Origin of the sequence: Streptomyces sp. NPDC003456 (assembly GCF_042878735.1) — a bacterium.
GTDB lineage: Bacteria > Actinomycetota > Actinomycetes > Streptomycetales > Streptomycetaceae > Streptomyces.
This window is the reverse complement of record NZ_JBIAOK010000002.1, coordinates 1,161,447-1,173,176: the sequence shown is the minus strand read 5'-3', so window position 1 is coordinate 1,173,176 and position 11,730 is coordinate 1,161,447. Positions and strand designations below refer to the sequence as shown.

General features: G+C 72.7%; 8 protein-coding genes and 1 pseudogene. 4 read left to right on the top strand and 5 right to left on the bottom strand.

What is annotated here, in order from left to right; genetic code table 11:
* Nucleotides 1-90 precede the first annotated feature (90 nt).
* The gene (locus ACFYWG_RS10705; protein WP_389200611.1) at nucleotides 91-1,953 is read left to right on the top strand and encodes an alpha/beta fold hydrolase; all 1,863 of its coding nucleotides are present in this window, start codon (nucleotides 91-93) and stop codon (nucleotides 1,951-1,953) included.
* Nucleotides 1,950-3,137: pseudogene (locus ACFYWG_RS10700) on the top strand (serine hydrolase domain-containing protein); the annotation flags it as partial. The gene ACFYWG_RS10705 and the pseudogene ACFYWG_RS10700, both read left to right, overlap by 4 nt.
* A gap of 319 nt (nucleotides 3,138-3,456) precedes the next feature.
* Here ACFYWG_RS10700 and ACFYWG_RS10695 read toward each other — a convergent pair.
* Together ACFYWG_RS10695 and ACFYWG_RS10690 are read right to left on the bottom strand one after the other, a co-directional pair.
* Complete coding sequence (locus tag ACFYWG_RS10695) at nucleotides 3,457-4,791, bottom strand: MFS transporter (protein WP_389200609.1); 1,335 nt, start codon at nucleotides 4,789-4,791, stop codon at nucleotides 3,457-3,459.
* Nucleotides 4,788-6,194 carry an NAD(P)-binding domain-containing protein gene (locus ACFYWG_RS10690; protein WP_385418354.1) on the bottom strand — a complete coding sequence of 469 codons (1,407 nt, stop codon included), beginning with the start codon at nucleotides 6,192-6,194 and terminating at the stop codon, nucleotides 4,788-4,790. The genes ACFYWG_RS10695 and ACFYWG_RS10690 overlap by 4 nt, the downstream gene beginning before the upstream one ends.
* Nucleotides 6,195-6,438: 244 nt before the next feature.
* Here ACFYWG_RS10690 and ACFYWG_RS10685 point away from each other — a divergent pair, with 244 nt between their 5' ends.
* Nucleotides 6,439-6,816 (top strand): ArsR/SmtB family transcription factor, encoded by a 378-nt coding sequence (locus ACFYWG_RS10685; protein ID WP_383507119.1) that lies wholly within the window; start codon nucleotides 6,439-6,441, stop codon nucleotides 6,814-6,816.
* Nucleotides 6,817-6,823: 7 nt separating this feature from the next.
* On the opposite strand, the gene ACFYWG_RS10680 is transcribed toward ACFYWG_RS10685, so the two are convergent.
* From ACFYWG_RS10680 to ACFYWG_RS10670, 3 genes are all read right to left on the bottom strand, one after another.
* Nucleotides 6,824-7,585, bottom strand: coding sequence for an SDR family oxidoreductase (locus tag ACFYWG_RS10680; protein WP_385418351.1), 762 nt, complete (start codon nucleotides 7,583-7,585; stop codon nucleotides 6,824-6,826).
* Nucleotides 7,582-8,631 (bottom strand): zinc-binding dehydrogenase, encoded by a 1,050-nt coding sequence (locus ACFYWG_RS10675; RefSeq protein ID WP_389200606.1) that lies wholly within the window; start codon nucleotides 8,629-8,631, stop codon nucleotides 7,582-7,584. Before ACFYWG_RS10675 ends, ACFYWG_RS10680 begins: the two co-directional genes overlap by 4 nt.
* A 65-nt stretch (nucleotides 8,632-8,696) precedes the next feature.
* Complete coding sequence (locus ACFYWG_RS10670; protein ID WP_389200604.1) at nucleotides 8,697-10,631, bottom strand: heparinase II/III family protein; 1,935 nt, start codon at nucleotides 10,629-10,631, stop codon at nucleotides 8,697-8,699.
* A gap of 300 nt (nucleotides 10,632-10,931) precedes the next feature.
* Between ACFYWG_RS10670 and ACFYWG_RS10665 the strand changes: the two genes are divergently transcribed.
* On the top strand, nucleotides 10,932-11,717 hold the full coding sequence (locus tag ACFYWG_RS10665; RefSeq protein ID WP_383507131.1) for an SDR family oxidoreductase: 786 nt from the start codon (nucleotides 10,932-10,934) through the stop codon (nucleotides 11,715-11,717).
* The last annotated feature ends 13 nt before the right edge of the window (nucleotides 11,718-11,730 follow it).

Below are 11,730 nucleotides of genomic sequence, written 5' to 3'. Positions count from 1 at the left end.
TCGCAGCATGGCGTCTGACGCCCCCACCCTCCGGGTGACCGCATGCGACCGGTGCTGGTGCCTGTCACCGCATCGGTCCGGAAGGACGACATGCCCATACGCACCCGCGGCACGGCTGCCGCGGCCGCCATGTTCCTGACCGGTCTGACGGTACTGAGCGCGGTTCCCGCCCACGGCGCGCCCGGTGCAGCCTCCGTCCGCCTGACGTCCGCGGGCGAGGAGGGCGGCCCGCCTGTCGTGACCCGCCCTCAGCGCGTTGGGCAGCCGGGACGGGCGTCCGGTGATCCGCCGCCCGGGCCCGCGGCGGCCGGTGCGTACACCGTCGCCTCCGGGGACACGCTGTGGGACCTCGCACACCGCTTCCTCGGTGACGCCCTGCGGTGGGACAGTGTCTACGCCCTCAACCGACAGACCATCGAGAGTGCGGCCCGTCGGCACGGGTACGCCTCCAGCGACCGGGGGCACTGGGTCTTCCCAGGCACCTCGCTCACCCTCCCCGGGACCGAGCGGGCGCCGGCGCAGCCGTCGCCGCGCTTCGAACCCGCCGCGTGCCCGACGACGTACGGGCCGCTGGAGCACACCCGCTGCGGCTTCCTCGTCGTACCGGAGAAGCGGTCCCACCCCACGGGGCGCACCCTTCGCCTGGCCGTTGCGCTCGTCCGCTCGGCGTCGCCCGCACCACGCCCCGATCCGATCGTGTTTCTCACCGGCGGGCCCGGGGCGGACGCCCTCGGGAACATCGAGGAGCTGACCGAGGCCGGTGTGAACCGTGACCGCGACCTGGTCGTCCTCTCCCAGCGCGGCACGTTCTCCTCTCAACGGCCGCTGCTGTGCCCCGAGATCGACCAGTTCTACGCGGACCGCGTCCACCTCCGCTACGACGCACCCTCCACCGGGGACCGGTACGCCGGGGCCGCGGCCCGGTGCCACGAGCGCCTGACGGCCCAGGGAGTCGACCCCACCGCGTACAACACCAGCGAGAACGCCGCCGACGTGGCGGACCTGCGGAAGGCCCTGGGCATCCGGGAGTGGAACGTCCTGTCGCACTCCTACGGGACACAGCTGGCGCTGACCTACATGCGCATGTTCCCTCAGGGAGTGCGCTCCGTGACGGTCGACGGCGTCGTACCGCCCTCCGAGGCCACGCCCGGATGGACGTGGAGCAGCATGCGGGAGTCGTTCGACAACATCGTCGGCGCCTGTGCGGCGCAGCCCTCCTGCCGCCGGCGCTACCCGGACATCGGTGCCACCTTCCTGCGGATGGTGGGTCGGCTGGAGGCCCGTCCGGTCACCACATACGTGACGGTGCCGCAGGTCGGCCGGGTGAAGGTGGTCCTGGACGGCGGGGCGCTGCTGAACTGGATGGTGCGTGCCAGTCACGCCCCCGCCGACTTCCCGCTGGCCGTCGACGAGTTGGCCCACGGCCACCCCGAGCGCATCGCCGAACAGTGGGCGGCCGCCTGGCTTCCCGGTTCGCAAGGGATGTTCGCCCACGGATTCTCCCTGAGCGTCTGGTGCAGCGAATGGGTGCCGTTCGAGACACCCGGCGAGCAACTCGCCAAGGGCCGGCAGGCGTTCCCGGAACTCCCCCGTTCGGTCCTGGCCCAGGCCCCGCAACTGCCGTTCCTGCGGCAGGCATGCCAGAGCTGGCCCGTCCCCAAGGCGCCCGACTCCGTGCGCGAGGTCACTCGCAGCGACATCCCCACCCTTGCCATCTCCGGGAGCTTCGACGCCCAGACCGGGGCCCAGTGGGGGCGCTTCGTGGCCCGGACACTCCCCCGCTCCACGGTGGTGACGCTGGCCGGTGTCGCCCACGGCACGTTCGACAACCCGTGCGGCGCCGAGGTGATCACCTCTTTCTTCGAGGACCCCGAGCACCCTGACACCAGCTGCGTGAGCTCGGTGGAACCGGTGCCGTTCATCGTCGGCGATGAGGGGACCGGAAGCTCATGACCCCTGATCTGCTGTCGGACGGTTCGACTGCCCACCAGGCCGCGGACAGCCGGTGGTCCCGCCGCGGCTTCCTCGGCGCCGCGGCGGCGCTGGGCTGCGCGAGCGCCACCCTGGGCGCTGCGTCCCCGTCGGCCGCGTCCCCGGGCTCCGCCGTACGCGGCGGCGACACGGGCGACACCGGCGACCCGGGTGACACCGGGAACCCGCTGTTCGCCGCTCTCGACGCCAGGATCGAGCACGCCATGAAGGCCTATGCGATCCCCGGAGCGGCCGTGGGCGTGCTGTGGAACGGCATGGAGTACGTCAAGGGGTACGGGGTCACCAATGTCGATCACCCGGTCCCGGTCGACGGTGACACCGTCTTCCGGGTCGGCTCGACCACCAAGACCTTCACCGGCACCACTCTGATGCGGCTCTTCGAGCGGGGCGAGGTCGACCTGGACGCGCCGGTGCGCCGCTACCTGCCCGGTTTCACGGTGGCCGACCCCTATGCGTCGGCACAGGTCACCGTGCGTCAGCTGCTCGACCACAGCGCCGGCTGGCTGGGCGACGACTACCAGGACTTCGGCCCCGGGGACGACGCGCTGGCCCGGTTCGTGACGTCCATGGCCCGGCTCCCGCAACTCAACGCCCCCGGCAAGGTGTTCGCCTACAACAATGCGGCGTTGTGCGTGGCCGGCCGGATCATCGAGGTGGTGACGGGCACCACCTACGAGGCGGCGGTGCGCGACCTGGTCATCGATCCGCTTGGGCTCGACCACAGCCGGTTCTCCAGCGACGAGATCGTGGGCTTCAACGTCGCCGCGTCCCACGACGTCGTCGACGGCAAGGCCGTGCTGGAGCCGGCCTTCTGGCTCCAGCCCCGCAGCCTCGCGCCGACCGGCGGGCTGATCTCCAGCGTGCGCGACCAGTTGGCCTGGGCCCGCTTCCACCTCGGTGATGGAACCGCCCCCGACGGCACACGGCTGCTGAGCAGGGCATCGCTGGAACGGATGCGCTCCGACCCCGGACCGGGCGGCACCCTGGTCGTCGAACTCGACGGCATGGGGGTCACCTGGATGCTGCGCCCGACAGCCCAGGGACCACGGATCGTGCAGCACGGCGGGACCTGGCCGGGCCAGATGTCCGGCTTCCTGATGGTGCCCGCCCGCGGTTTCGCCCTGACCCTGCTGACCAACTCGGAAGGCGGAACGCTGCTCCGGGACGAGCTGTTCACCGACGACTGGGCCCTCAGCCGGTTCGCCGGGGTGACCAACCTGCCGGCCACGGCCGAGGTCCTGACCGGGCGGGAGCTGGCGCCCTACGAGGGCCGCTACACGGCCCAGCGGATCAATGAGGAGGGCGCCGTCGAGGACGTCGTCGTCGACCTGACGCGGCACGGCGGACGGCTGCGCGGCACCCGGACGTTCCTCGGCGCGGCGAGCGACATCGCCCCCGAGGAGGAAGAGGACGCGGCCGCGGGCGACACCAGCGAACTGGGGGCGGCCTTCTACCGACCCGACTTCACCCTGGACCTGGACGCCGAGGGCCGGCCGACCGGTACGCGCTCCGACTTCGTGCGCGGACCCGACGGCGAGGTGGTCTGGTGGCGCAATCACGGTCGGCTGTATCGCCATCAGGCCGATTGACGGTACCCGTCCAGGGCGCGGTGAGCGCGCCGGCCGTCGAGACGGCGGCGAGAAGGAAGAAGAGCGGTCCGTAGCCGCCGAGCGGTACCACCAGAGCGGCGCCGGCGAAGGGCGCGAGGGCTGCGGCGGTGGTTGCCGGTGCGGCCAGGAGTCCGGAGAGGCGCCCGTAGTGGGTGGCGCCCCAGCGGTCGGTGATGGCGGTGGCCTGGAGCAGGGTGAGATTGCCGCGGACCATGCCGGCCGCGATCGACACCGCGATGAGCAGCGCGTACGGGCCGGGGACGGCGGCGAAGGCGCTGGTGGTCAGGGCACCGAGTGCGACGAGCAACGTGGTGCGGGCCGTGGCGGTGGTGCGGCGGGCGAGCGTGGCGTACAGGGTGCGGCCGAGGGTCTGTCCGGCGCCGCCGATCCCGAGGGCCCAGGCGGCCTGGCTGGTGGTGTACCCGCGTTCCAGGAGGAGGGGGACGAGGGCGACGACGACAGCGTGCAGGGCGAAGCTCGACAGGGTGAAGGTGGCGGCGAGGAGGAGGAACGGGCGGCTGCGCCCTGTGCCGGCGGCGTCTCCTGTTCCGTGTGCGGGGGCGGTGGGGGCCGCGGGCCAGGGTGCGCGCAGGGCCAGCGCGTGGGCGGGGATGGTGACGGCGGCGAGGAGGGCGGCGAGGACGAGGTAGGTGTGGCGCCAGGACAGGTGGCCGGCGAGGGCCGCGGTCAGCGGGGCGAAGACGGTGGAGGCGAGTCCGCCGGCGAGGGTGACGACGGTCAGGGCACGGACGTGGTCGGGGGCCCACCAGCGGGTGAGGGCGGCGAAGGCGGGCTGGTAGAAGGTGGCCGCCATGGCGAGTCCGGCCAGCGTCCAACCGGCGATGAAGACCGGGATGTTCGGGGCTGCGGCCACGATCAGCAGGCTGATCACGCCGAGCACGGAACCGGTGGTCATGACGGTGCGCGGGCCGCGCCGGTCGAGGATGCGGCCGACGCGGATGCCGGCGAGGGCGGAGACGGCGAGGGCGAGCGAGAACGCCGCGGTGGTCGCGCCGGCCGGCCAGCCGGTCGCGGCGGTGATCCGGGGGTTGAGCACGGGGAAGGCGTAGTAGACGATGCCCCAGCTCGCTATCTGTGTGGCGCAGAGGGCGGGCAGGGCGGCGCGGGGCCGCGACCGGTCCCCTGTTCCGGTCGCGGCCCCGTGCGCTGTCGCGGCCGGCTGGGTCACGAGCCGCAGCAGCCGCCCGCCGGGGCCTGCTCGGTTGCCGCCGCCCCGACCGCGGCGGGGGCGCCGAGCTGGACGAGCTGCGGCGCGGGTGCGCAGCAGCCACCGCCGTCGCCCTCAGCGGCCTCGGGAGCATCGAAGAGGCCGGCGCCGCCGCACACACCGGTCTCGGGCAGGGTGAGTTCCACACGGTCGGCGGAGGCGAGGTCGCCCGCGATCGCCGCGGCCACGGAGCGGACCTGCTCGTAGCCGGTCATGGCCAGAAACGTGGGGGCGCGGCCGTAGGACTTCATCCCGACCAGGTACACGCCCTGCTCGGGGTGGGACAGCTCGCGGTGGCCGTGGGGGTAGACGGTGCCGCAGGAGTGCTGGTTGGGGTCGATCAGCGGCGCCAGCTCGACCGGGGCCTGGAGGCGCTCGTCGAGACCCAGGCGCAGCTCGTCGAGGAAGGACAGGTCGGGGCGGAAGCCGGTCAGGACGATCACTTCATCGACCGGGTCCAGGCGACGGCCGTCCTCACCGACCAGGACCAGGCGGCCGTCGGCGTCGCGCTCGATCGTCTCGGTGCGGAAGCCGGTGACCGCCTCGGCGTGGCCGTTGTCGACGGCGGCCTTGGCGGCCAGGCCCAGGGCGCCGCGGGCGGGGAGCTGGTCGGCCTCTCCTCCGCCGAAGGTGGAGCCGGAGATGCCCCGGCGCAGGATCCACACGCCCTTCGTGCCCGCGCCGCCGTCGGCCTCGGCGAGGTCGGCCAGGTAGGCGAGGGCGGTGAAGGCGGAGGCCCCGGAGCCGATCACGGCGGTGCGCTTGCCTGCGTAGCGGGCGCGGACGGCGGGGTCCTTGAGGTCCGGGACGCGGTAGGTGATCCGGTCGGCCGCGGCCTTCTCGCCGAGCGCGGGCAGCCCGCTGCCGCCGGCCGGGGACGGCGTGGCCCAGGTGCCGGAGGCGTCGATGACGGCGCGGGCGAAGAGGCGCTCCTCGCGTCCGTCGGCGTGGGCGACGTGCACGACGAACGGCTGGGCCTCGCGGTCGGCGTCCACGATCCGGTCCCGGCCGGCCCGGGAGACACCGGTGACGCGCGCGCCGGTGCGGACGCGGTCTCCGAGGACGTCGGCGAGCGGCTGCAGGTACAGCTCGGCCCAGTCGCCACCGCTGGGGTAGGTGGCCGGGTCGGGCCTCGTCCAGCCGGTGGGAGCCAGCAGCTTCTCGGCGGCGGGGTCGACGACCTCGCCCCAGGTGGAGAACAGCCGGACGTGGGACCACGCGAGCACGGCCGCGCCGGCGGTGGGCCCGGCCTCCAGGACCACGGGCTCGATGCCGCGGTCGACCAGGTGGGCGGCGGCGGCCAGACCGGCGGGTCCGGCCCCGATCACGACGACGGGCAGCTCGGGGTGGGCGGGCGCGTTCACGGCGACTCCTAGCGTGTTTCGACATCTGTCGATGGCTTGCGCGGCCCAGCATGGCACCTGTATCGATGGGCGTCAACATAGACAGTCATCAATTTTGCAGGGTCACTGTCGGAGGGCAGCGCACCTGCCGTCGGCCTCGTCGCGCGGTGCCGGGCGGGATGCGGAGCCGATCGCCCGACGCCTGACCGCCCATCCGCGGTGACGGACCTCGCCGTACTGGTTCGACATGTGTCAACATAGACGCATGTCGAACGCGAAGGTGCTGCCGCTGCTCGAACCCGCCGACGGTCAGGGCGTGGAGCCGTGCTGCCCGCCGCTGACCGAGCGCCCGATGACCGCCGACGAAGCCGAGACAGCCGCGCGCATGTTCAAGGCACTCGGTGATCCGGTGCGCCTTCGGCTGTTCTCGGCTGTGGCCTCGCACGAGGGCGGTGAGGCGTGCGTGTGCGACATCTCCGACGTCGGCGTCTCCCAGCCCACCGTCTCCCACCACCTGAAGAAGCTCAAGGAGGCCGGTCTGCTCACCTCCGAGCGGCGCGGCACCTGGGTTTACTACCGCGTCGAGCCGTCCGTGCTCGCCGCCATGGGCCGGCTGCTGGTGGGTGCCGCGGCCGCGGCATGACCGAGGGTCACCGGCCGAGCCATCCTCCGTCGACGGGCAGGACGGTGCCGTGCACGTACGCGGAGGCGTCCGAGGCGAGGAAGACGGTGGCGCCCGCGAGGTCGTCGGCGGTGCCCCAGCGACCCGCGGGGATGCGGTCGATGAGGGCGCGGCTGCGCTCGGGGTCGTCCCGGAGGGCCTGGGTGTTGTCGGTGGCGATGTAGCCGGGGGCGATGGCGTTGACGTTGACGCCGCGCGGCGCCCACTCGTTGGCCAGGGCCTTGGTCAGGCCGGCGACGCCGTGCTTGGCGGCGGTGTAACCGGGGACGTTGATGCCGCCCTGGAAGCTGAGCAGTGACGCGGTGAAGACGACCTTGCCCCGGCCGCGGGCGAGCATGGTGGCGCCGATCGCCCGGGTGAGGGCGAACTGGGCACTGAGATTGACCTGGAGCACCACATCCCAGTCGGCGCCCGGGTGTTCGGCGGCCGGGGCGCGGCGGATGGTGCCGGCGTTGTTGACGAGGATGTCCACGGGTCGTTCGCGCCCGGCGAGTTCGGCGCCGAGGGCGCGTACCGCCTCGGGGTCCGCGAAGTCGGTGCGCAGGGCCTCGAAGGACCGTCCCGTGGCGCGGACGTCCTGCTCGACGTCACTGCCGGTGTCCTCCAGGGTGGCGCTGACGCCGATGACGTCCGCGCCGGCCTCGGCCAGAGCCCGGGCCATGGCCCGGCCGATGCCCCGGCGAGCGCCGGTGACGACGGCGAGCCGTCCGGTGAGGTCGAAGAGGGTCATGGGCGGGCCTCACGGGTGTTGTCACCGCAGTCGACGAGGATCTTCATCACGTGGCCGCCGTCCTCCAGAGCGGCGAACGCGGACGCCGCCTCGGTCATCGGCACGACCCTGCTGATCAGCCGGCGGGTGGGGACGGTGCCGGCGGCGACCAGGCCGACGGCTGTCTCGAAGTCGGCGCGGTCGTACAGACGGGCGCCGACCAGGGTGAGCTCGCGCCAGAAGAAGCGGTGCAGGTCCACCTCGCGGGGACGGGGGTGGATGGCCACCAGGCACAGCCGGCCGCGTACGCGCAGTACCTCCACGACGGTGTCCATCCCGGCCGCGGCGCCGGACACCTCGAAGGCGATGTCGGCGCCCGCACCACCGGTCCACTCCCGCACCTGTGCAGGGACGTCCGCGGTGGCCGGGTCCCAGGCGGTCAGGCCAAGTTCCCCGGCGAGCTCGCGCCGGTGGGCGCTCGGTTCGACGACGCGGACGTCGGCGCCCGCGGAGGCGGCGACGAGGGCGATGAGGACGCCGACGGGGCCGCCGCCGACCACGACGATGCTCTCGCCGGCCCGGACACCGGCCCGGCCGACGTCGTGCACGGCGACGGCGGTGGGCTCGACGAGCGCGGCCTGGTCGAGGGGGAGCGTGTCGGGCAGCCGCACGAGGGCAGCGGCGGGGACGGTCCAGCGCTGTTGCAGGGCACCGGGCGAGTCGATGCCGATGAAGTCGAGGTCGTGGCAGATGTGCCGGTGACCGGCGCGGCAGGCCGGGCAGGTGCCGTCCCAGCGCAGCGGCATCACCGTGACCGCGTCACCGGGCCGCCAGCCTTCCACGTCGGGGCCGACGCGCAGGATCCGGCCGGACATCTCGTGCCCGAGGACGGCGGGCCGGGCCACCCGGGCGTCCATGTCGCCGTGGAAGACGTGCAGGTCGGTGCCGCAGATGCCGACGTACGCGGGGGCCAGTTCGACCTCCCCCGGGCCGGGGGCGGGAGGGTCGGCCGGGGCCGCGGCGGTGGTCAGGGTGCGGGCGGCCGTGTAGTGGACGGCGAGTGTCATCGTGCTCCTCACGAGATTCTGTGCGGAAGGGCGCGCCGACGAACGGTCCTGCCTGAGTGAGACCGTCAGTTTGCGGCCGGGCCGCGGGCGGTGGCATGGCGTGTGTCGATCCGTACGTGGGTGCCGTCCGGTCGTTCGACGTCGACGACGCCGGAGTCGTCGATGCCCACGTGCCAGCCGCGGATCTCGCTCTCGGCGTCCAGCACGATCGAGTACGCGGCGCGATGGCGCCTGGAGGGCCTCGGCGCGGTGACACCGCAGAGGACGCCGCTGCCCTCCCTGCCCTGCGTGGGCGAGTTCGGCTGCGGCTGGTAGATGTCGTGCACCGTGGCCCAGCTCCGCTCGAACGCCGGCGTGGTCTGCCCGCCGTCGTCCTCCGACCGCAGCACGAAGAACTTCGCGGCGGCCGCGCCGCGGCGAAGGACGAGCTTGGCGTCCGCGGCCTGGTTCACCCGCAGGGCGTGGTCCCGGTCGTTGAGCAGGAAGCGCGACTCGACGGTGACGGGTTCCGCGGCGACGATGTCGTCGAGGACGATCACGATGTGCGGGAGGACGGTGATCCACGAGCGCTCGGCACGCAGCACCGACGCGGGGTAGCTGTCCGCGAGGTCCACGGAGAACACCGTGCAGCCCGCGCGTTGCCCGGGTTCGCGCCGACGGCCCACCGGTGCGCCGTGGGCATGGCTCCGCTCGATCGTCGAGCCGGAGGCCGCGTCCTTGAGCACCCAAGTGCTGTGGCTCGCGGCCTGCTTGGCGATCTGCTGGGCGGGCAGCCGGTAGGAGCAGTGGCCGGGATCGGTGAAGAACAACTCGTTCCGGTGGCTGAGCACGAAGCTGCCGTGGTCGTCGTGGCGGTGGCCGTCGACGCGCAGCGTGGTGTTGCCGGCCTGGGCTGCGAGGACCGTTCTGGTGTCCTCCCACCGGTCTCGCACCGCGACCGTTCCGGTCTCGAAGGACCGGGCCAGCGGGAGCGAGAGCTGCTCGGGGGACTGCGGCTCCACGAGGTCCAGCGAGTTGACGACCGACCGCCAGCCGACCTGGGAGAAGAACCCGAAGGACGACAGACTCGACGGCTCCAGACGGGGATCGCGATAGGTGTGCTCGAACAACCACCGGGCGAGTGCGGCGTTCTCCGGTGTGGCGCCGCTGTCACGCCGGGCGATGCTCGTCAGAAGGTCGGCCGGAGGCCGCGCCGTCATGGCGGAGTCACCGAAGTTGACCATCGTGGTGTAGGTACCGGGTCCCAGTTCGGGGCGAGGCCCCTGGAACATGATCGACTGCGCCACCCACGGCATCAAGTCTGCGTCGGGGGCGGGCAGTTGCGCCATGGGCAGCTGTCCGTGGGCGGAGAGCAGCTCGCGGAGGTTGCTCAGATGCAGCGAGGCGTACCCGAAGTACTGGAGGCTCTCCCCGTAGCTGTCCCCGTTGTACAGACGGGCGGCCTGCGCGCAGCGCTCGGGCAGTGTGCCGATGCGGGCGTCGTCCCCGGTCAGCAGGGACACCGCGCCGAAGGCGTCGAGGATCACCAGGTACCAGTTGTTGAGGGCCGTGCCCTCCTCGCCGCGGCTCTTCGCGTGCAACTCGGCCTGCCTCTCGTACGAGCGGAGGGCGCGCTCGCAGAGGACCAGACAGTGGTCGACGAGAGCGTCCGTCACGGCACGCTGTTCACGGGTGGTGAAGATGTCCGGGGCGAGTTCGAGCACCTCGGCCACGCCCAGACCGACGTGAGCGGTCTCGAGCGCGCCGAGCAGCGGTGCCGTCCGTGTCCGGAAGTACGGTCCGACCCATGCGTCGACCGGAAGCGCGCACAGCCGCAGTGTCTCGGTCCGAAGCCAGCGGGCCGACTCGGGATCGGGGTGGAGCGCGTGGGTGAACGCCACGTCCCCGAGGCGCTCCCAGGCGACGTGCCACCACTCGGGGAGCTCGCCGGGCACGGACAGCGTGGGGTTGCGCTGCCAGCGCTCCGCCCGATCGCCGATCGTCCGTACGAGAGCGGCCACACGAGGATCCTCCGTCATGCGCTGCCGTACGGCATGGGCGTCCAACCGTGTGCCCACCTCTGGTGTCAACGGCGTCTGTCGCACCCCGGTGCTCCTCGTTCTCGAGATCTTCCGACGCCCTCATCATGCTGACGACCACCGCGGAAGGACCCGGGAAGCACAGCGACGTCTTTACACGAACTGCCGGTCCCGACCGCCGGGAAGCCTTCCAGGCACCGTCGTCGCTTCGGCGATCGGATCGGGTAAACATCCGGCGCCCGGCCGATGGTGCGAGCCGGCCAGCAGGGCGACGCTGTTGCCATGGCGAACTCCTTCGACGCACCGGCGGCCGCGCCCGCGCACATGTCGGCTCCTGACAGCTCGGACCTCCTCCTGGAGCAGGGGGCCGGGGCCATGGCCGGGCGGCGCATCGCCGTCATGGGTGCCACCGGCGGAATCGGCAGGGCGCTCGTCGACCGTCTTGTCGCGCAGGGCGGGCAGGTGGCGGCGGCAGGGATGTCGCATGAGCGGCTCGAGCAGGTGAGGGCCACGCATCCGCAGGTGCTCGCGCGGGCCACGGACGTCACCGACGAGGGCGACGTCGAGGCCTTCTACGCTGAGGCGCGGCGCTCGCTGGGACCCTTGGACGCCGTCGTGAACCTCGTCGGTGCCTCGGTTCCCGGGGACGTAGCGACGACGAGCGTGGAGACCTTCGACCGGCTGATGTCGGTCAACGTGCGGAGCACCTTCCTGTCGTGCAAGCACGCGCTGCCGAGCCTCCGCGACCACGACGGGCTCATCGTCAACGTCGGGTCGCTGGCCGGCGTCCGCCCCAATCCGGCTGCTCCGCTCTACTGCACGGCGAAAGCCGCCGTCGCCATGTTCACCCGGGCGTTCGCGACACAGGTCCAGGACAGGCGCGTCCGGGTCACCAACCTGACGCCGGGCGGCGCCGACACTCCGTTCTGGGGAGACCGCGCCGTGGACCGGGCCGCCCTCATGGCGAGCGACGACGTCGCGGACGCCATCCTGTTCGTTCTGTCACGACCCGCCCACATCGTGGTGCACGACATGCAGTTCGAGTCGACGGGCCGCGAGCGGGAGTGAACCGGGTGCGCGA

Coding starts and splice junctions, on each gene's coding strand:
- ACFYWG_RS10665 (WP_383507131.1), top strand. CDS start 10,932: ATGGCGAACTCCTTCGACGCACCGGCGGCCGCGCCCGCGCACATGTCG.
- ACFYWG_RS10675 (WP_389200606.1), bottom strand. CDS start 8,631: ATGACACTCGCCGTCCACTACACGGCCGCCCGCACCCTGACCACCGCC.
- ACFYWG_RS10705 (WP_389200611.1), top strand. CDS start 91: ATGCCCATACGCACCCGCGGCACGGCTGCCGCGGCCGCCATGTTCCTG.
- ACFYWG_RS10680 (WP_385418351.1), bottom strand. CDS start 7,585: ATGACCCTCTTCGACCTCACCGGACGGCTCGCCGTCGTCACCGGCGCT.
- ACFYWG_RS10685 (WP_383507119.1), top strand. CDS start 6,439: ATGTCGAACGCGAAGGTGCTGCCGCTGCTCGAACCCGCCGACGGTCAG.